Source organism: Halalkalibacter sp. HAAS-P013, from assembly GCF_056619925.1.
Genome location: NZ_JBWQTU010000005.1, coordinates 354,664 through 375,504, shown reverse-complemented (window position 1 = coordinate 375,504; position 20,841 = coordinate 354,664). Strand labels below are relative to the sequence as shown.

Annotated in this window: 21 protein-coding genes; 10 read left to right on the top strand and 11 right to left on the bottom strand. The window is 37.9% G+C overall.

The window, feature by feature from the left end:
* Positions 1–153 precede the first annotated feature (153 nt).
* Positions 154–801 (bottom strand): adaptor protein MecA, encoded by a 648-nt coding sequence (gene mecA, locus AC1FXP_RS10130; RefSeq protein WP_480060910.1) that lies wholly within the window; start codon positions 799–801, stop codon positions 154–156.
* A gap of 479 nt (positions 802–1,280) precedes the next feature.
* Between mecA and AC1FXP_RS10125 the strand changes: the two genes are divergently transcribed.
* Complete coding sequence (locus AC1FXP_RS10125) at positions 1,281–1,946, top strand: TerC family protein (protein WP_480060908.1); 666 nt, start codon at positions 1,281–1,283, stop codon at positions 1,944–1,946.
* Between the two features lie 58 nt (positions 1,947–2,004).
* Here the strand turns inward: AC1FXP_RS10125 and spxA are convergent, their stop codons facing one another.
* Positions 2,005–2,400, bottom strand: a complete 396-nt coding sequence (gene spxA / locus AC1FXP_RS10120; RefSeq protein ID WP_034631830.1) for a transcriptional regulator SpxA — start codon at positions 2,398–2,400, stop codon at positions 2,005–2,007.
* A gap of 384 nt (positions 2,401–2,784) precedes the next feature.
* On the opposite strand from spxA, the gene AC1FXP_RS10115 reads away from it, so the two are divergent.
* Both AC1FXP_RS10115 and AC1FXP_RS10110 read left to right on the top strand, forming a co-directional pair.
* Complete coding sequence (locus AC1FXP_RS10115) at positions 2,785–3,996, top strand: efflux RND transporter periplasmic adaptor subunit (RefSeq protein ID WP_480060906.1); 1,212 nt, start codon at positions 2,785–2,787, stop codon at positions 3,994–3,996.
* A gap of 5 nt (positions 3,997–4,001) precedes the next feature.
* Entirely contained in the window at positions 4,002–7,064 is a 3,063-nt protein-coding gene (locus tag AC1FXP_RS10110) for an efflux RND transporter permease subunit (protein ID WP_480060904.1), read from the top strand.
* Between the two features lie 77 nt (positions 7,065–7,141).
* On the opposite strand, the gene AC1FXP_RS10105 is transcribed toward AC1FXP_RS10110, so the two are convergent.
* The 5 genes from AC1FXP_RS10105 to trhA form a co-directional block, all read right to left on the bottom strand.
* Positions 7,142–7,285, bottom strand: coding sequence for a hypothetical protein (locus tag AC1FXP_RS10105; RefSeq protein ID WP_250098016.1), 144 nt, complete (start codon positions 7,283–7,285; stop codon positions 7,142–7,144).
* A 34-nt stretch (positions 7,286–7,319) separates the two neighbouring features.
* A complete protein-coding gene (locus AC1FXP_RS10100) occupies positions 7,320–7,883 on the bottom strand; it encodes a GNAT family N-acetyltransferase (RefSeq protein ID WP_480060902.1) in 564 nt (187 codons plus the stop codon).
* Positions 7,884–8,140: 257 nt separating this feature from the next.
* Entirely contained in the window at positions 8,141–9,349 is a 1,209-nt protein-coding gene (locus AC1FXP_RS10095) for a putative glycoside hydrolase (RefSeq protein ID WP_480060900.1), read from the bottom strand.
* Positions 9,350–9,403: 54 nt separating this feature from the next.
* Positions 9,404–9,634, bottom strand: coding sequence for a MerR family transcriptional regulator (locus tag AC1FXP_RS10090; RefSeq protein WP_480060898.1), 231 nt, complete (start codon positions 9,632–9,634; stop codon positions 9,404–9,406).
* 96 nt (positions 9,635–9,730) lie between these two features.
* Positions 9,731–10,375 carry a PAQR family membrane homeostasis protein TrhA gene (gene trhA / locus AC1FXP_RS10085; protein ID WP_480060896.1) on the bottom strand — a complete coding sequence of 215 codons (645 nt, stop codon included), beginning with the start codon at positions 10,373–10,375 and terminating at the stop codon, positions 9,731–9,733.
* Positions 10,376–10,548: 173 nt separating this feature from the next.
* On the opposite strand from trhA, the gene AC1FXP_RS10080 reads away from it, so the two are divergent.
* Positions 10,549–11,085: an HD domain-containing protein gene (locus AC1FXP_RS10080; protein ID WP_480060894.1), complete on the top strand. Its 537-nt coding sequence runs from the start codon at positions 10,549–10,551 to the stop codon at positions 11,083–11,085.
* A 415-nt stretch (positions 11,086–11,500) separates the two neighbouring features.
* A complete protein-coding gene (locus tag AC1FXP_RS10075) occupies positions 11,501–12,484 on the top strand; it encodes a sodium:calcium antiporter (protein ID WP_480060986.1) in 984 nt (327 codons plus the stop codon).
* 53 nt (positions 12,485–12,537) lie between these two features.
* Here the strand turns inward: AC1FXP_RS10075 and AC1FXP_RS10070 are convergent, their stop codons facing one another.
* On the bottom strand, positions 12,538–13,092 hold the full coding sequence (locus tag AC1FXP_RS10070; protein WP_480060892.1) for a TlpA disulfide reductase family protein: 555 nt from the start codon (positions 13,090–13,092) through the stop codon (positions 12,538–12,540).
* Between the two features lie 89 nt (positions 13,093–13,181).
* Between AC1FXP_RS10070 and AC1FXP_RS10065 the strand changes: the two genes are divergently transcribed.
* Both AC1FXP_RS10065 and AC1FXP_RS10060 read left to right on the top strand, forming a co-directional pair.
* Entirely contained in the window at positions 13,182–13,358 is a 177-nt protein-coding gene (locus AC1FXP_RS10065; protein ID WP_480060890.1) for a hypothetical protein, read from the top strand.
* Between the two features lie 399 nt (positions 13,359–13,757).
* Complete coding sequence (locus AC1FXP_RS10060) at positions 13,758–13,910, top strand: hypothetical protein (protein WP_480060888.1); 153 nt, start codon at positions 13,758–13,760, stop codon at positions 13,908–13,910.
* An 87-nt stretch (positions 13,911–13,997) separates the two neighbouring features.
* On the opposite strand, the gene AC1FXP_RS10055 is transcribed toward AC1FXP_RS10060, so the two are convergent.
* On the bottom strand, positions 13,998–14,885 hold the full coding sequence (locus AC1FXP_RS10055) for a diacylglycerol/lipid kinase family protein (RefSeq protein WP_480060886.1): 888 nt from the start codon (positions 14,883–14,885) through the stop codon (positions 13,998–14,000).
* A 159-nt stretch (positions 14,886–15,044) separates the two neighbouring features.
* Between AC1FXP_RS10055 and AC1FXP_RS10050 the strand changes: the two genes are divergently transcribed.
* Positions 15,045–16,283: a zinc-dependent alcohol dehydrogenase gene (locus AC1FXP_RS10050; RefSeq protein ID WP_480060884.1), complete on the top strand. Its 1,239-nt coding sequence runs from the start codon at positions 15,045–15,047 to the stop codon at positions 16,281–16,283.
* A 2-nt stretch (positions 16,284–16,285) separates the two neighbouring features.
* The gene (locus tag AC1FXP_RS10045; protein ID WP_480060882.1) at positions 16,286–17,377 is read left to right on the top strand and encodes a class II aldolase/adducin family protein; all 1,092 of its coding nucleotides are present in this window, start codon (positions 16,286–16,288) and stop codon (positions 17,375–17,377) included.
* Positions 17,378–17,440: 63 nt separating this feature from the next.
* Here AC1FXP_RS10045 and AC1FXP_RS10040 read toward each other — a convergent pair whose 3' ends face one another.
* Positions 17,441–18,556, bottom strand: coding sequence for an MGDG synthase family glycosyltransferase (locus AC1FXP_RS10040; protein ID WP_480060880.1), 1,116 nt, complete (start codon positions 18,554–18,556; stop codon positions 17,441–17,443).
* A 188-nt stretch (positions 18,557–18,744) separates the two neighbouring features.
* Between AC1FXP_RS10040 and trpS the strand changes: the two genes are divergently transcribed.
* Positions 18,745–19,737, top strand: coding sequence for a tryptophan--tRNA ligase (gene trpS, locus AC1FXP_RS10035; protein ID WP_480060878.1), 993 nt, complete (start codon positions 18,745–18,747; stop codon positions 19,735–19,737).
* Between the two features lie 358 nt (positions 19,738–20,095).
* Here trpS and AC1FXP_RS10030 read toward each other — a convergent pair whose 3' ends face one another.
* Positions 20,096–20,839, bottom strand: a complete 744-nt coding sequence (locus AC1FXP_RS10030; RefSeq protein ID WP_480060876.1) for a DUF3603 family protein — start codon at positions 20,837–20,839, stop codon at positions 20,096–20,098.
* Positions 20,840–20,841 lie beyond the last annotated feature (2 nt).

Here is a 20,841-nt window from a genome sequence, read left to right as displayed (position 1 = left end):
GACACTCCACAAAAATAGTTGCACTCAACTAAAATAGGAGGACCCTCAGGATCCCCCTTATTTTCACAAATATCTCCGAAGATATTTGCCTTTCATGTAGCAAATAACAGGTTTTTGTATAGGTTTATCTACTCAAACAACTGCAATGCCGCTTTATTTAGAAAATGAGGATCGAATGATTGGCAGAGCATTTTCTCTTACAATTTCTTTCCCATATTCTTTCATTCGATATATCGAGATATCTGATTCGTAGCCATATTCAAGCATTTGGCTCAACATATCATCTTGCTCATCTTCATTGTAACTGTCGTCATTAAAGACTACATGAAGATAATACGTACCTTCAAAATGATAGAGCTCATTATACAAGTCATCGATAAAGAAGTTATGACTTAAAGAAATCACATCTTCAAAATCTTTAAATCCGATGACAATTTCAAGATGATCATTTGCTAAATCTAACTCTTCATCTTCACTCCCTGACATCAAGTCAACAAGATTTGTTTCATCTGAGTCCTTATCAGTAACTGGAATTTCAAGTTTCACACTACCGTCTGAAACCTGACCTCTTGTCACTACTATTTCTAATCCTTTATCTAATGCATGAACCTGTATCCATAAAGGTCCATCCAATTCTAATGCATCATCACTATCATTGGCTTCATTCATCATTTCGAAGAAGAGCTCTTCTCCACGCTCACGATTGTACCAGATTTCATCTCGGTCAAAGCCTCTATCCTCAATATCTGTATACGTAATATAAAACTTAATAGTCGTATCATTGACGCGTTCAATATCCATATTCGCTCTCCCTCCTAATCGAGTAATGGTACTAGACTTCGTTCTTGATGAGGTAATCCTCTTTAAACCCCCTTCAATTTCTTAGTCATGTAGCAAGCCTTCACATTCGTACTAAAAAGTAATTCGTGATATGTGCTCTGATTCCTTCCTACTACCTAGGATATCTTGTGGGCTGCCTATATCGCTCATCTCAATATAGGCTTACTACTATTTTATGATAAATCTAATGAAAATGGAAATTTAAAAACTACATTTTCTCCTATTTCCAAAAAAATCAGTACTATATCCATTATAACATTTGTTCAGTCAGATATGCCTCCTGAAATTTTCATCATATTTTCTTTGTATGAGCCATATATGTTCTTAGTAGACGGTTAGACAAGCTACATATATATCACTTACGTCACTGCTAAATGTATGACATATTTCTAACCATTATGAAACAAATAAAGTGCTTTTGCCAAAGGATGATGCAAACTATGGATACTGATTTTCTAATATCTCTCTTAACTATTATTGGCATCGATATTATTTTAGGTGGAGACAATGCCATTGTTGTTGCCCTTGCTTGTCGAAATTTACCACAAGAAATTCGAAACCGAGCCATTATTCTTGGCATTTGTTTGGCACTTGTAACAAGGATGTCCCTTACCGTTGTAGCCGTACAACTTCTAGAAATTCCATTTTTGCTGGCGATTAGTGGTGCCCTGTTAGTTTATATTGCTTATAGTTTATTAACAGAACAAGCAGATGATCGCGAAATAGAGGGTGGAACAAGTCTTTGGAGTGCTATTAAGGCCATTATTATTGCAGATTTAGTGATGGGATTTGATAATGTCATCGCTGTAGCCGGTGCAGCACATGGTGATCATACACTCGTATTGATTGGCTTACTTGTTTCTGTTCCAATTATCATTTGGGGAAGCAAATTAATATTAAAAGCTTTTGACCGTTTTCCTATAATTGTGTATATCGGTGCGGGAATTTTAGCTTTTACTGCAAGTCGAATGATAACCCATGAAGAAATGTTAGCCCCACTGTTTTATCACCATCCCGTTTTCACTTTATGTTTCCAAATTGTTGTGATTATTGGAGTCATCTTAGCTGGTTCGTATCGTATTAAATCAAGTAAGAGCTTTTCATAATGTGAAGCATTCACAAAAACAAAACCCTTCTACAGTGAATAAGTAGAAGGGTTTTTTATTAATTGACTAGTCGTTGTGCCTCTTGAAGCTGGAAAGTTCTAACTTTACGAGGTAAGAAACGACGGATTTCAGCGTCATTATAACCTACTTGTAAACGCTTCTCATCGAAAATGATAGGACGACGAAGCAAGCCAGGGTTTTCACTAATGATTTGAAACAATGTTTGCAAAGGTAGTGATTCTAACTCGACATTTAGTTCTTGGAAAACCTTCGAACGCGTTGAAATAATTTCATCCGTTCCATCCTCAGTCATCCGAACCACCTCTTTAACCTCTTCAACAGTTAGTGGAGATGCAAAAATATTTCGTTCCTCAAATGGGATATTATGTTCCTCTAGCCACGCTTTCGCTTTTCGGCATGATGTACAACTAGGTGATGTTAATAATGTAACCATATGGCGGACCTCTCCTTTCAAGTTTGAGATCTATGACGAACTTAGATGTTTTAATGTCAATTTCGTTGATTACATAACTATTATACAAACTTGTTCAATTTTTGTATATACAAATCAAAGCTTTTTTATATACATTTTTGAACGTTGCATACAACTAAATAAACATACAGAGTTTAATTACCCTCAATCATGACATTATAAACCTATTATACAAAAAAATCTTTTCTAAACAAATATGTTTATTTAGTGTTTTGTAACTTTTATTTTTTGGACTCATACTTGTCACATGTTTGTCACACCTTAAGAACAACAAAACTTTGCTATTTTTTCACCTTTTTCCTTCATTTGAAATATTTACATAAAGTTGTAGGAGTTGAACATTCTTTGAAAGTTTGTATAAGAGTTTTTTTACTTCTTTTCTTTTTAACTGCCTGTGGAACAGATGATATAACAAGTGATCAAACAGATCGACAGCGGCTTATCGTTGAAGTGGAAAGCCTCGATCGGAGTGCTATTCAACAAACCCTTGAGCTATCCGGACAGCTGCTACCGAAAAACCAAGTCCCCCTATTCACGACTATGCCGCTTGAAGTAACTGAAGTTCATGTAAATGTTGGACAATCCGTTGAACGAGGTGACCTTCTCCTAACACTAGATGATGAAGAAGCAAAACGTCAAGTCAGTCAAGCCCGTAGTGCAGTGGACGAGTTACAACGAAGCTTGGATCAGGTGAAAAAACTTAATCGATCTATTGAAACAAATGCTGCTAACATGAAAGAACTAGAAACTGAGTTACAGCAATCGATCAATCGGTCACGAACTCTTATGAAAGAGTTAGACCCGACAAATTTTGAGGGTTCAATCGTTGAGTTATTACAATCTTCTTTAGACGTTTCCATCAGACAAGCAGAACTCCTCCAAGTAGCCGGTACTGCTAGTTCGTACACACCTGTTAATACATTGGAATTAGAACTACAGATCTCTCAAGCAGAAGAAGCTGTACACCAAGCAGAGTCAGCACTGCAGGCAACCAAATTAACTGCTCCTATTACAGGGCTTGTCTCCCAATTAGATGTTGCCAAGGGCCAAACTGCACTACCGAATATGCCACTTTTAACAGTTGTTGATCTAAAAGAAATGAATGCAACATTTTCAGTCAATAACTTTCAAGTAGCGAAACTTCAACCCGGCTTAGAAGTGGAACTGTTTGTTTCTGGTGTTAACGAAACACTGCTTAGTAAGATTGCAATTGTTTCTCCTGTTGTCAATCCGCAAACAAATATGTTTACTGTTCAAATACCTGTCAGCAATGAGTCTTTAACATTAAAAGGTGGAATGAGAACTAGTGCCATCGTCGATTTAGATACCATTGATGACGCTATTGTTATACCTGCTAATGCAATCTTGTATCAAGATGGAGAGCCCTACACATTTGTTGTTGACAATCAAATCGTAAGACGACAAGCACTTGAACTAGGCTCAAGAGATGGAGATCTATTTGAAGTGATCTCAGGTGTGGAAGAGGAAGAACAAGTAGTGACAACAGGTAAAGAACGATTAACAGATGGGGCGGAAATTACAATTAGAAGTGAGTGAATGGAATGAACATAGCAAAATTATCTGTATTACGACCAGTTGCAATGGCCATGTGTATTGTTCTTTTAATCTTGTTAGGTACGATATCACTTCTAAATCTTCCTGTTGACCTTTTTCCTGAATTAAATTATCCGGTCGTTGCTGTAACTGCATCTTATGAAGGTGCAGGTCCCGAAGAAGTTGAGAACTTGATCACTCGCCCTATTGAGGAAATGATGTCAAGTGTCCCTAATGTAGAATCTGTATCATCGACCTCCCGAACAGGTGGTGCACTTATTCTTGTATCATTTGATTGGGGAACAGATCTAGACTTTGCCACACTTACGATGCGCGAGCGAATTGACCAAATTCGTGATAGTTTGCCTTTAGGTGTAACGGCACCTCAGGTCATGAGATTTGATCCAAGTATGTTACCAATCGTTCAATTAGCGGTTACGGAGCCAAACGCCAATATAGCTGAAGTGAAAAAGTTAATTGAAAATGAAATCCAACCTAGACTAGATTCCGTCGAGGGAGTTGCAGCCGTTCAAATTGAAGGTGGTGCTGATCAAGAAATTCTTCTTGAGGTTGACCCTGACCATTTAGCCAATTTTGGACTGAGCTTAACAGATTTACAGCAGCTTATAAGTAGTGAAAATTTAAATATTCCTGGCGGGCAGGTGACCGACGCCAATCAAAGTTTGCCTACTCGTATTACAGGAGCGTTTAGATCGATTTATGACCTAGAAATATTACCTATTCCTACTACTGAAGGAGTCATCCCTCTTGGGAAACTAGTCTCAATTCGAGAGACAACAGCCCCTGTTCTACAGAAAAGCTATTTAAATGGTCAACCTGCAGTTGGTATTTCCATCCTTAAAGGTTCTGGCACGAACACAGTTGCAATTGCAAGAAATGTCAATAAGGAAATCAAACAATTAAAAGAACTGCTACCGCAGGGCACTGAAATTCGCTCTATTTTTGATCAAAGCCGTTTTATTGAACAATCAATTCGTGCTGTTGGATGGAATATTATCATTGGTGGTTTGTTAGCCGCATTTGTCCTTTACTTATTTTTACGAAATATCCGGAGTACTCTCATTATTGGATTCTCAATTCCTATTTCAATTATGACAACGTTTCTTTTCCTGTATTTTTACGGGGAGACGTTAAATATTTTAACCCTTGGTGGCTTAGCACTCGGGGTTGGAATGATGGTCGATAATGCAATCGTCATTTTGGAGAATATATACCGTAAGCGTCAATTAGGAGAAGGTAAGAAAGAGTCTGCGATTAATGGAACAAACGAAATCGGCGGCGCCATTATCGCGTCGACATTAACAACTGTTGTTGTTTTTCTTCCAATTGTATTTGTGGAAGGGTTAGCTGCTCAATTGTTTAAACCATTGGCGATTACCGTTGCATTTTCTTTACTTGCTTCGTTAATTACGGCTTTAATTATCGTTCCATTGCTATCATCGACTTTTTTGAAAATCAATGAAGATACTTCGGCATTCCAGCACGGCTTCGAGCGTACAAAGGCTCTTTATCAGCGTATTTTAGAGTGGGCATTAACTAAACCAAAAACAGTTATTTTTTCAACTCTAGTAATACTCGGCTCATCCCTTGCTAGTATACCCTTCCTTGGTACGGAATTTTTACCAGCACAAGACCAAAGCTTCATCAGCATTGATGTACGTTTACCCGTAGGAAACAACTTACAAGCAACAACTGAGCTTACTGAGGAAATTGACCAACAGTTACTTTCTATACCTGAGATTGACCTTTCTTACGTTACTATTGGTGGAACTGATAATTTCACAGTCGGTGCCGGCTCTCAAGTTAACCGCGCATCATATACCATTTTGCTAACAGATGTAACTAAACGCACCCGATCAGACTTGGTCATTGCTGAAGATATTCGCCAGCTTCTTGCTGAGATACCTAATGCTGACATTGCTGTTTCAGCTAGCGATACAGGCTTCTCAGAAAACCCTATCTCAATTACAGTAAGAGGGCCAGATTTACAAACGCTTAAACGAATATCTGATGAAATGATTCATACGATTTCCAAAGTAGAAGGAGTGCGTGAACCTTCTTCTAATTTTACCGAAGGAAATTCAGAAGTTATCATCTCAATCAATCGTTCAGAAGCCGCCTCTTATGGGATTGGCAGTGCACAAATTGCTAGTAAAATTAGAAATGCAACAAAAGGACTTGCTGCTACAAAACTAACTCGTAATGGCGAAGAACTAGATGTTCGCCTTCAAGTAGAGGATCATTATACAGAATCTATTGATCATTTAGAGCAGCTTCTTATTGATACTCCAACTGGAGAGCGGATTCCCCTAGCAGCCGTGGCAACAGTAGAACGTGGACAAGGACCTAGTTCCATTCGCAGAGCGGACCGGCTCCGAGAAATCACCGTACGAGCTGATATACTTGGAAGAGATTTAGGAAGTATCGTAGCGGACATTGAAACCGCTTTGAAAGAAGAAGTCCGCCCCACCCTTCCAAGTGGATATCGAATCACTTTTGGTGGACAAAATGAACAGATGAATGATGCCTTTTTCAAACTGAGCGGAGCGATCGCTTTAGCCATTGTATTAGTTTATATGGTAATGGCTGGGAGATTTGAATCGTTTTTCTATCCGTTCATTATCATGTTTTCTGTACCTGTTACGGCTATAGGGGTGATTTTTGGGTTATTGCTTACGAATCAACCTGTTGGCGTAGGCTCGTTAATTGGAATGTTAATATTAACTGGAATTGTCGTTAATAATGCGATTGTTCTCATAGATTATATTAATACATTAAAAGAAGAAGGCCATGACACGTACGATGCTATCGTTAAAGCAGGACCTACAAGACTGCGGCCCATTCTCATGACTGCCTTAACCACAATTTTAGGATTAATTCCTCTTACATTAGGGTTTGGTGAAGGGACTGAGGTACAGCAGCCCATGGCAATAGTTATTGTTTTCGGGTTGATTGTTTCAACATTTATTACGTTGGTTTTAATTCCTGTCATTTATCGGATTACCGATAATTTAAGGAAGAAAAATAAAACACCTCACCTTGAGGTTTAATAGGACCTACTTTATGCTGACTCAGCAACATAAAAAAAGAAGGTGTTTCAACGGGCTGCCTGAAACACCTTCTTAATCTATGCGGTTGTGCGTCTTGATGGAGTCGGCATTGGGCTACGTCTTGAACCAGCCTTCCATCCTCTCATATTTTTCTTAAGAAAGTCTTTTAACATTTCTCTCTTCTTTTTGTTGTTACGGCGTCTTACATCTTTCCTTTTCATTTTCATCACCCTCATCTTTCATGAAGAAATTTTGCTACATAGTCGCCTGATCCTTTTCTTCCTCATAAGTTAGAACCTGATCAACATCTTCGTATGATGCACCATAAAGTTCCTTATCTTTATAAGTATGAATATTTTCATACGTGTGCTTCATTTTTTCGAAAATGCTTCTTTCTGATTCATCTGTCGGGGACCAGTATAGAATTTCTAATTCATTCACCTCATTTGTTGCAAGTGAACGCCTCCTGTAGCCAACTGACTGTGCATGCTTAAATCCTTCTCGACTATAGAAGCGTTGGCGCTTCTTTGTATCCGTTTCATCATAATCCACTGGCTCTACTTCAAGAATAATCGGCTTGTTCTTTTGCTTCAACCTGTTTAGTATTTTTTTTCCTAACCCTTGCCCTCTTGCGTTCGTTGAGACAAAAAGGTAGTCGACAAAGACGAAGTCGTCCGTTTCTACATACATCATAACATGATTTGGCCCTTCATCCTTATGGTAAATATCCGCTTTTTCTTTTAAAAGTAACTCAATATGCTCTTTTGATTTCATTTCCTCAATTGGAAAGTATTGATTGAGCTTCTCATACCAGTTCATTGCCGTACCTCCATTACCTTTGATAACTTTAGTATATTCCTCTTTCGCACATGCTTAAACTGCCTCATTTCAGCATATATTGGGAAGATTTACCTCCACCCCCAATGTTGTGACGATACATAACGTATTCATACAATTGCACCATGTTCCATCAAGTCTCAGCACACTGCATTACTGTACTATGCTAAAGAGGGGTCAGACCCCTCTTTACTGCTTTAACGCAACAAGAGCTGTTACTTTTCGTAACAGCTCCATCATTAGTCCAAAGGCTTGTAATTCACTCCTTGTGTATATCGGTTTGTCGCATTCCATAAGAGAAACTCATTGATTCCTTGCTCATTTAATGCACGGATTTGAGCTTCCACTTCTTCTTTTCCATAACTTTTGTAGTTACCTGCACCTAACCAAGAAGCAGTGAAATCTTGAATCCAAGGTCTCGATACAGGCGGGTCATCTAAAGCAGCTAATACTTCGTTCTCCACTTTTGCATATTCTTTTGTTAATTCGTACGGATACAAATCAGGCTTATCAATTCCAAAATAAGGCGTCCAGTGACTTGGATAGATCATCGATGAAATAACATCAACGTTTTCCGATATTTTCGAAAAATTTTGGCCAATTCCAGGTGCTTCTGAAATTGTCGCTGCATAACCAAAAATATCAACAGAAACGTCGACATTATAACCGGCTAATCGTTCTCTTGCATAAGCGACAAAGTCTGTCACAGCTTGCACCCTTTTTTGAACGTTATCGTCCCCATCTTCATATTCTCCTAAACCATACTCCAATATTTCATCACGGCGTTCAAAGCCTTCAGGAAAACGAACGTAATCAAATTGAATTTCTTTAAAGCCGATTTTTGCTGCTTTTTCAGCAATGGCAATATTGTAATCCCACACCTCTTGTAAGAATGGATTCACAAATGCCTCTCCTCGGCTATTTTTCCACACTTTTCCATTCTCTGAAAACGATAGCTCGGGCTTTTTCTCCGCTAGTACGGTATCTTTAAACACGACGATCCGAGCAATTGGATATATTTCTTTCTCTTCAAGAGTTTCCATTAACTGGTCAGTATCTCCAATGAAATTTTGAGAAATGTTATAAAACGGCGAGTCTTCCTCTGGTCGATATGTTAAGTAGCCATGATCGTCTTTAATATCGATGACCATTGAATTTAACTCAGTCGTATCCATTAAATCGAGGAGTGACAAAAAGCGCTGTCCACCGGCGGAATTACCTGTTACATATATGCCTCGTACACCGTCTTTTGGATAAGCAAACGAATAACCTGAGTCATATTCAAATCGGACCATTTGTTCAGGCAAATCTAAATTTGTCTTTGTCATTAACTTTAGCTGATGGTCTCTTGCTTTGCTTGACTCCGCTTGTTCTGCTTGTACAGAAAATGTACCCATAACTAAGCCAAAAATACAAAGCATGAGCACAAACACCAAATGTTTCCCCATTGTGTCTCACAACCTTCTCTTTTGGTTTTTGTGTTCACAATTATAGTGTATGTACTAATCCTCGTCTTTAGCATCCCAATCTTCAGGAAGTGGTTCTTCTGCTTCTTGTGCATGCTGCTTTCTTTTTATGTCAAGCTGCTCTTTGTGCCAAAGAAACTGCTCACGATTTATTAAATGCTTCTCTCCATCAAATACAGTCTTCACATGACCAAGCTTAACCTGCTTAGCAACATATTCCTCAGGTAAATCCAAATAAGCTGCTAATTCTGAAATGGTTACATACATATTTAATCCCTCCTCCCCCAATTATACTTTCTGGTTTAAAGAATTGTCATCCTAAGCACAAAAGAAAAAGCCAGGGGCCAATGCCACTGACTAAAGCTAAATAGGTAATACATAAAGAATAATTAAGAAAAAGTGAAAGATTGTTCCCGCTAGAACAAACATATGCCAAATTGCATGATGATATTTAAACCCTCTCCACACATAAAAAATCGTTCCTATTGTATAACAAATTCCGCCAATAAAAAGGAATACTATACCAGCAGGTGGGAGTGTTTCAACGATTGGCTTAATGGCAAAAATAGCAAGCCATCCCATTCCAATATAAAAAACCGTTGATAAAAATAAAAACTTCTTCACAAAGAAAAATTTAAACACGACCCCAACCGTAGCAATCCCCCATACAATTCCAAACAATGTCCAACCAAGAGTGCCTTGAACAACGATAAACAATATTGGAGTGTAACTCCCAGCAATGAATAAATATATAGACGCATGGTCAAAGACTTCAAACAGATCTTTTACTCTTCCTTGCGGCAAGGCATGAACCATAGTTGAAGAAAAATATAGTAAAAGCATCGTTACGCCGTAAATGGTAAAACTTACAATGTGCATAACAGAACCGTATAAGCTTGAGAAAACAATGAGTAATACTAACGCAGCTACGCTAAGTAACGCTCCAATTCCATGTGTAATTGCGTTTGCTATTTCTTCACCTTTTGAAAATGTGTGTGTTGTTGCCATTTCAAACTCCTTTCAAACTTCCTTACCCTGCATTATACACCTTTTACCAATGACAATACTACCCTTTTTCAAGAAATCATGTTGCACTTTCTATTGGAACTCTATATAATAGTTGAAATACACTTTTTTATTGACAGAATTGTTAACACAACTAAGAATAGGAGGAATGTTACGTGAGACATGTCACATTAGTTCAATTGTTCGATCATCCGATCACACAAAAATATGTTAAAAGGTCAGGGATGGCTCATGCGGTAGCCTGTGCTTATCATGCCTTTCATTTAGCAATAAAGCACGAAGTTGATCCCGACCGTGCAACAAAGGCTGCATTCCTTCATGATATTGGACACTATACTTGGTATCGCGATGGTCAATGGGATTATAATTTATACAAAGAATATGACATACATGCTATAAAAGGTTCTGAACGCGCGCACAAGCTTCTTATTCGACTTGGCGAGCACCCACGTACCGCAAAAGAAATTGCTTTAGCCATTTTGCTCCATACTGATTCTTATTTACCAAATGGATATCTTGAACTCAACCCCCTTCAGCATGTGGTTTCCTTGGCAGATGAAGCAGATGAAGAACCTGGCGGAGAGCATCACTACCGCACGATATCTGATCGACGCGCAAGGCGTATGTTAGGCCTTCTTGATAAGAAAGTCGAAGCCCATTCAAACAAAGACTATATTGAACGTTCAATGTAAGGAATGTTGACTCTTTCTAATGACTGTTCATGATTTGGTCGTGTAAAGGAATTGAGTCAACTTTTCTCTCCCAAATTTAGGCTGTTAAAATGGACCTCCTTTATTATTTTTTAGATATATACAAGTTCCATTAGGAGTTAACAAACATTCGACACAAAAATTGATTGACGAAGCAACAGCTTCATGCTACATTAAATCCATCACAATTATATACCCTAAAAAGGGGAGTAGCGACCAATTATGGTCAATGAGTCGTCATGACAGTGATACATTCACTCGGTTCATTGAGCTTCGAAAGCATCCTTTTGTTATGCTTTCAAAGTACGCAAGACCTTTTTATGAGAGGCTGAATTTTCGGGCAGACTCTCATAAAAGGGTCTTTTTTGTGTCAAAATTTTTAGGGGGAATTATTATTATGGTCTTTTTGGGATTCATTTTTGCAGCCTTTATAACCGTTTTTGCTGCTATTAAATTGTCTACTTATGCTGATACGATTGGAGAGAAGACATCTCTTGGAGGCATGGTTGTTGGTACGATTTTTCTCGCAGGAGCAACTTCACTTCCTGAAGTTACAACAAGTGTATCTGCTATTGTGTTAGATAGTCCCGACATCGCTGTAGGAAATGTGTTTGGTAGTAACATGTTTAACTTATTAATCATTGCAAGTTTTGATTTATACTTTCGTAGACAACAAATATTTAAAAATGCTGGAAAATCACATATTTACACTGCAAGCATCGGCCTTCTCTTAGCCACTGTTGCCTTACTCGCTATTTCTTTAAAAATTGATTATTCGATTCTTGGAATTGGTGTAGACGTTTGGGTCCTTATGTCCATTTACGGTTTAGGTATTTGGTTGATTTCTTACTTATCTAAAAAGTACCCTGAAGAACCAGTAGCAGAACCTGAAGAATATAATTTATCAGCAATTCCACTTAAAAGAGCAATTATCGGTTTTGTCATTGCTGCTCTCTTCATAATGGGAGCAGGAACTCTTTTAACCGTTACTGGGGATCAGATTGCTGTTATTACTGGGTTAGGTGCTAGTTTTGTTGGGAGCTTTCTGATCGCAGCAACAACCTCTTTACCAGAAGCGATTGCCGTTTTAGTTGCCCTACAACTACGAAATTATAACCTAGCCATTGGTTCAATTTTAGGAAGTAATTTATTTAATATTTTAATACTAGGAGCTTCTGATGTCTTTTACCGCCAAGGTTCCATTATTGCAGCTGTATCAGATGTTCATCAAATAACTGCGGCAGCTGTCGGTATATTATCCGTTGTCATTTTATATGCTCTCGTTCGTAAACCGCGAGAGTCGACTATACGTTATGCAATGCCTTCAGTTATCCTAGTGATTCTTTACTTTATCTCATCTTATTTAATATTCATTCAATAAAAGAAAGGTTACACAGATTTTGTGTAACCTTTCTTTCATTGCTTTATATCTTATCACCGCAGAATTACAAGGTCTTCCATTAAGTCATAAGTTAACCCACCATTGATTCTTTGAACAATCATTCCTTGTTCGTCAATTACAATAGTTGTTGGGATTCCAATAATTTGATATTTTTTCATTACCTCTCCTTTTACATCTAGCAGTGGATCAAAAGTAGCTCGGTAGTGTTGAAGAAATGGTCTTATCTCTTCTTTACCTCTTTCTTGACTTGTCATGTTAATCGCTAAAAAAGCGGCGCCATTCTCTTTTAACCTTTTTTCCATTTCCAAAATGATTGGCATTTCTTCTTGGCAAGGATGACACCACGTTGCAAAGAAATTCATAACTACTGGTTGCCCAAGGTAATCACCCAAAGCAACTTGCTCACCATTTAGTGTAGTTAGTTCAAATGGAAGAGCTTCTTGTCCGACTTGAACCCCTTTTTGAACCGTTGCAGCAACTGACTCTTCAACTTGTTGGTAGACACTTTCAGATTGACTATACATGAAACCAACACCGCATAATAGGACAATTAAAACACTTCTGTAAAATGCTTGCTTTGTTTTCATGAATCACGCCTCTTTTCGTTCTATTTCAAGATTGCTATAATGTAGCGTATGTCCAATTCAACGAAATCATGCGAAATGAGGGTAATGCTTTGTCCAAAATTCAACTTATGCAAATATTTGCCGTTGTCGTCTTAGTTATGTTTGTGTACATGTCCTATCAAAACGACTCGACAATTACTTGGATCTTCTATTTAATTGTTATTGTTAATGTTATCTTATGGATTTTACGATTAGTTGAGCGCAGAAAAAAAGATCAAGCAGAGTAGGCGAGATTGAACAAAAAGGTAAAAACCAACCTTTTTCTCCTTAAACTTGCGAAGATGTTTGCACTGGCTTCACTCGCTGCGCGCCTTAAGGAGAAAATCGCTCCTTAAGGCTTAAAACCTTGGCAGCGGCTTCGCTCAGTACTTCGAGATTGAACAAAAAGGTAAAAATCAACCTTTTTCTCCTTAAACGTGCAAACATGTTTGCACTGGCTTCACTCGCTGCGCGCCTTAAGGAGAAAATCGCTCCTTAAGGCTTAAAACCTTGGCAGCGGCTTCGCTCAGTACTTCGAGATTGAACAAAAAGGTAAAAATCAACCTTTTTGTTCAATCTCTTACATTTTTTCATACATATTTGTGCATATTATTTGTACAGCTTTATCTATTTAAGGAGGCATATGTATGAAGCAATTGTTAGCAAACATGAAAGAGTTTGGCTACCATTTTTTAGATCTCCTCTTTACTTTGGAATATGAACATATAGACAATGAACATCCCGGGCAGAAAAATTCGATCGATCGTAAACCCGTATCTGATTCTAATTCGATTCAATGATTTAAAAGGAGCATTTGCTCCTCACATTGCTTAGAGGGCACTGAAAAGGTACAACCTTCCAGTGCCCTCTTTGGGGTAATCTATTTTTTATAACATAACATGGAACGCTTCTTTTTTTACAGAAACGGATGTAGGTGTCTGCCCCATCATTTCTCCGTCAGCTGTAACAAAAAGGGGGTCATCACTGTCTACTTGTATAGACTCAACTTGAAGGTAATCGACACCTTTCATCATGATATGTTTTCCTTTAAACACATTGGCTAATATGAAAAGTAGTCGCCATTTTGGGAGGCTGTGAATAATACAAATATCTAATTTCCCATCATCACTTAGAGCATTTGGACAGATCTTTATTCCTCCACCATAATAAGCATGGTTAGCTATTGCAATTAACCAAACTTTCTCAAACACCCTCTCCTCTTTATTTAATGTCAACGTTATGGACGAAGGCTTATACGTTACTAGCACCTTTAATATCGTCAATAAATAGGCTAGCCCACCGAACCACTTTTTCCACTTCATTTTATTCGCTTCATCTGCCACTTTTGCATCAAACCCAATCCCTACTACGGTCATACAATGCCTATCACCAATTTCTAATAGATCTATTTTCTTTTTGTCGTTCTGCAGCAACTTTTCTATTTCTTTTACGTAATCTTTAGAAATTCCCCTAGCTCTGGCATAGTCGTTTCCAGAACCAGTTGGTATCACACTGAACGGGACATTCGTCCCAATCAAACGATTCATAATCTCATGAATCGTTCCATCTCCTCCTAGTGCAATGATTCCAGAAATGTCCTGATTCAAAGTTAGTAGATTATTTATAAACGCAAGACCCTCATCTTTCGTCTCTGTAATAATGACTTGATACTCTACATTTTTCTCTATTAGTATCGTTTCTATTTCATCCCACACTTTTACTGAACGCCCTTTTCCTGATGTTCGATTCACTAGAAAGTAATACATAAGCTTCATGCTCCCCCTTTTTAGACGTAGTTTTCCCATAATGACTCTTTATATACAAAGTGAATAATTCCAATTATAAAGGAAAAAAATGAATAAAATACTTTATTTTGCACACATTACTAGTAAATAGGTATGTTCTTCCATATATATTGAGGGAGGTGATAGATAATGAACGCATTGCAATTTAATTTTACCATTCCAAAATATGTATTCACAAAAACCGTTGGACGCTTTTTTCCTTCTATTCATTGGAACTCTCGTCTTTCATGTCTGCGATGGGGAGAAACTGAAGAGCCGACTTTGCCCAATGATGATTGGGCGAAAATTAAAGTAAAGTATGGAGGGATTTGTGGAAGTGATATGAACTTGCTCTTCCTCCATGATAGTCCTTCAACTTCTCCTTACGTTTCATTTCCATTTACGATTGGACATGAAGCGGTTGGACAAATAGCTGAGCTAGGGAAAAACATTACTCATTTTTCAAAAGGGCAAAGAGTTGTTGTGAACCCAGTACTCTCTTGTGAAAGTCGAGATTTAGATCCATGTCCAGCTTGCGAGCGTGGAGATGAAAGTTTGTGTGAACAAAAAACGAAAGGTTCTATCGAATCCGGATTGCTTATAGGCGCTTGTAAAGACACAGGCGGGAGCTGGAGTCCATATTTTGTTGCACATAAAAGTCAAATCCTCCCACTCCCTGATGAAGTCGATGATTTAAACGGGGTATTAGTAGAACCATTTAGTTGTGCTCTTCACGCCGTCTTAAGGAATCCTCCAAAGGAAAGTGATCACGTATTAGTCATTGGTGCAGGTGTAATAGGACTTTCTGTTGTTGCAGCAATTAAAGCACTTAACTATTCATGCAAGGTCACAATCTTGGTCAAACATGCCTTTCAAGGTGAGATGGCCAAAGCGTTTGGGGCAGATGATGTTATTTATTTAAATGGCTCATATGTAGAAAATACAGCTAGTGCTCTTGGTGCCGAAACACTAAAACCGTTACTCGGACCTGAAATTGTCCAAGGAGGAGCAAACATTGTCTATGAATGTGTAGGCAAAAAGAAAAGTGTAACAGATGCACTTCGTTTTACTGAAAGTGGAGGGAAAGTCGTCCTCCTTGGTTTGGCTAGTATTATGAAACAAGTTGATTGGACGACAGTATGGCTCAATGAATTAACGATTAAAGGGTGTTTTGCTTATAGTACAAACGAGTTTGAGGGACAAAGGATGAATACTCTTCAAATTGCAATTGAACTAATGAAAAGAGGAAAAGTAGATCTATCACCTCTTATTACACATCAATACCCTCTACACGACTATAAGGTAGCTTTCAACACCATCACGAAAAGAAAGCGAGAAAATGCATTGAAAGTTGTCTTCAATCATGATCAAACTACTGTTGGAGGTTAGACATGAAAAATTTTATGCTTAGTTCAAACCCTACAAGTCCATTTTTACAAAGCCTAGCTGATGGGCTCGTTTCAACATTTTCAAGAAATGGTTTTACGTATACTGATAACCCAAACGCCCCTCTTCAACTCGTCTTTCATTTTGTCACAGAAGCTGATATCAAGCCTTTTAGGAGAAAAGCACAAGCAACATTTGTCGTTGCTGTACTAGAAAGTTCAGGTCAACCTTATGATTTATTTACAGAAGTATATCCTTTTCTCATCCGTTCATTAGCGAACCACTTTATGTATATTAACCATCGCTCAGGTAAAACAGATGTTCATTTCTTAACACCTGAACAGGGTTGTTATTCCATTTCATATCATGAAGGGGATGATAAACAGCAGTTTCTAGAAAAAATATACGAGCGTCTGCAACCTCTTACTTGTTCAAGACTGGTCATTGATAATCAATTCTCTGAAGATCTTCCAAAACAACTTTGGAAAGGGGATCGTGTAACGACTGAATTAAGTCAATCAGGCAAAAAACTTGATGAGATGGACTTACTTCCAGCTCCTTTTCCTCTGGACAAGTATTTAAGCGAAAGAGACATGCGTCATTTAAATAAACTTTATGGGCTTGGCGGATTAAGTTATGGAAATTTAAGTGCTAGAAGTGATGAAGACCATTTTTGGATGAGTGCTAGTGGGATTAACAAAGCGAACATGAAAGAAATCGGGCGAGATATATTATATATAAAAGGTTACAATGATAAGGAAAATCACATAGAAGTTAGTATTCCACCGAACGTTAGTCCAAAGCGAGCTTCTGTGGATGCAATTGAACACTGGATGATTTATAAAGAACATCCTGATGTTGGTGCTATTGTTCATATCCATGCTTGGATGGATGGAATTCAAGCTACTGAAATTAACTATCCTTGTGGAACGCTTGAACTCGCAGAAACCGTTGCCTCTCTTATCCGTGAGTCTGATAACCCAGCAGAGACCATTATCGGATTAAAAAATCACGGGCTTACAATCACAGGTCCTTCTCTTGAAAATATCTTTAATCGAATTGAAGGCAAGATACAACGCCAAGTACCCATGTCTTAACACAAAATAAAAGGATGACTAACAACTGACCCTAAGGCCACATGGGTCAGTTTTGTCATCCTTTTATAAGACTTGCTTTGTTCGAACTAACTGTTTTATAACATAAGCAATATGCCTTGCCGCATCTGGCTTCTTTAACTTTCTTGCGTTTGAAACTAATTGATGATACGTCTCTTCATTAAACACCATTTCTTCTATGTGACTAGATATGTCTTCAATTCGTTCTGCTTTCACAGCGGTGCCAAACTCAACTAAAAATTGGGCGTTATCTTCTTCATGTCCTGGAACTGGCTGATAAATCAAAATTGGGGTCTCACAAGCTAGAGCTTCTGATACAGTTAATCCACCTGCTTTTGAAATAACGAGATCACTTGCCCGTAAATAATTTGTGAATTGATTAGTATATGAAATTATGTGTAGCCGATGTTTGCTTCTACACTGGCGGATCTTCTCTTCTAACTCTTTATTTGTTCCCGTCATACATAATATTTGAATGTTCTGCTGTAGTTCTTCTAAGGTTCGAATGATCTCTTCATACTTGCCCAAACCTAAGCCCCCACCAGATATAAGAATCGTTTTTTCATCTGGCTGCAGCTTTAAATCATTTCGTAACTTCCATCTAGGTATGTTGATATCCGGAATTTCCTTTATCGGAATTCCTGTACAAAATAATTGGTCTAAAGGCAAATTATGCTCTTGGGCAAAATGATTAATATGTGGTGAAGCTGTAAAATACCCGTCTATTTCAGGCCTTACATAAGCAGGATGTAAATATAAATCAGTAATTACTGTATATAACGGCATGTTTAAATTTTTCTTTTTCTTTAATCTCGCTAAAAAAGCGGTAACAAACGGGTGTGTTGATATCATGACACTGGTTCTTTGTTTCGTAATGATTGAATTTAACTTTTCACAGAAGAATGTACCTAATTGATCTAATACTAAAAACCATGAGTATTCTTCACTATATCGGTAAAGCCTTTCCCAAAGCCTCGGGGTCTTCTCGATCATCCGTAAATATAACTCTAAAAAAGTTTTGTGTAATAACGGATGAATGGAGTGAAATGTATCAATAATCGTCACTGTTTCGCCTTGTTGCTCCAATTGTTCTTTCAAGGCTTTAGAAGCTTCGTTATGACCATTTCCGATAGATGCCGAAAAGATTGTAATTTGACTCATAAGCGAACCTCACTTCCTTGAACCAGGTACTAATACGATAAAGTTAGTGTTTACTTTTTCTTGTAGAACATTCACATCCAGCATATGAAAAAAAGTTGTCTTTTCATATAAAGTATGTACCTATGTTTTTTGAAAGCAATCTGATATGATTTGATGTATAACAATTGTTAATGGAAGGAATGACAAATATGAAAACCGTATTTTCTGGAATTCAACCAAGTGGTACGCTTACACTGGGAAATTATTTAGGAGCAATGAAGCATTTTGTTGACATGCAAAATGATTATAATTGTTACTTTTGTATTGTTGATCAACATGCGATCACAGTTCCACAAGATCGACTAAAACTACGTGAAAATATACGCAGCCTTGCTGCCCTATACTTAGCTGTTGGAATTGATCACGAGAGGGCAACACTTTTTATTCAATCAGAAGTTCCTGCTCATGCTCAGCTTGGATGGTTGATGCAATGTGTTTCTTACATAGGTGAGCTTGAGCGTATGACGCAATTTAAAGATAAGTCGGATGGCAAAGAAGCCGTCTCATCGGCCTTGCTTACATACCCACCATTAATGGCTGCAGATATTCTTCTATATAAAACGGATATCGTCCCTGTTGGAGAAGACCAGAAGCAGCATCTTGAACTTACCCGTGACTTAGCAGAACGTTTTAATAAAAAATACAATGATATTTTTACGATTCCAGAAGTTCGGATTCCTAAGGTAGGTGCACGAATTATGTCTTTAAATGATCCATCCAAGAAAATGAGTAAATCCAATCCGAATCCGAAAAGTTACATCTCAATGCTTGATGATGAGAAAACCATTACGAAAAAAATCAAAAGCGCCGTTACAGATACGGAAGGTAGCATCCGTTTTGATCGCGATGAGAAACCGGCAGTATCAAATTTACTTTCTATTTATTCCCTATGTTCAGGTGAATCCATTGAAACCATTGAAGAACGTTATGTAGGAAAAGGTTATGGTGATTTCAAGTCTGAGTTAGCTGAAGTCGTTGTCGAAACATTACGCCCGATTCAACAACGCTACTATGAACTAATCGACTCAGAAGAACTTGACGACATTCTCGATCACGGAGCAAATAAAGCGAATGATGTTGCTTTACGCATGATGGAAAAAGCCGAGCGAGCAATGGGGTTAGGACGTAAGAAAAGGAAATAATAAAAAAGAGGTGTCTCAAAAGTCTGTTTTTGACCTTTTGAGACACCCCCGCCCTTTTTCTAATGGACAGGAAAATTCTGTCCTCCTGGTTATTTAATAACCACTATTTTTCTTCATGATTTTACCAACAAAAAATGAAAGTCCAAGAGTTCCAACAAGTAATACAACCGTAAAGATTTGCATGACTGTATATGCGAAGTTATCCATTTTTCCCCTCCTCATGCCTTTTAACATTTCGTTATTAATTATAGGAGAGTTCAGATACATTGTAAATGCCTAAGAAAAAGCCGGTTAGGCTATTTCTTAGACATTAGTATGCTTTTTACACTTCGCTCTATACTTGTTCACAAACCGTTCATTATTTAACGCTTGTCCCATGTTCAAGCTCCCAAAGTTTCTCAAAGAAAGCTTGTCCTCTCACTAAAGCTTCACATAATTGATGGTGTCTTTCGGTCCACCCTTGACGTATTTCTGAATAAAGCTGTTCCCATGCTTCATCCCGATTAAGCATTTGAATTCGAACATAATCATTTGGGCTCCATTCGGTATACCAATACCGCACTTCAGCATCAGTACCCGTTGAATAGAGTTGATCTAGTGCCATATATAAAAGCTGTTTTAATTGACGCTCTTTTCTTGTCAGTCCCCAAAGATCTTCTGGGCTTGGCGAAAGGATATGATAATCTTTCTGGACATCTAAAGTTAACTCAAACAGTTTCAATTCATTTTGTTTTAATTGCTCATATACCATTTGTTCTTGTCTTGGGGTTAGTCGGCTTTTTCTTATAGGAGTTTTGTACCCCATTGTATCAATTGCAATTATTCTTTCGCCATCAGTTGCAACAAAACAATAATCTAATTGGATACGTGACATATTTTTCCTGAGGTAACTCTGTTGGTGAACTTCCGATAACAAATCTTCTGGTAAATCAGATAGGTCATTTTCAATATAATGGAATAGGTTCGGAGTAACATATACCAAAATGGCTTGATCCAATACTTCAATTCTGTCATCACTGCGCCATTCATGAAAATTACATACGTTGTATCCATTTTCCTCCCCTTCGAACCAATTGACCCATACGTCCCGGATATGGACCATAA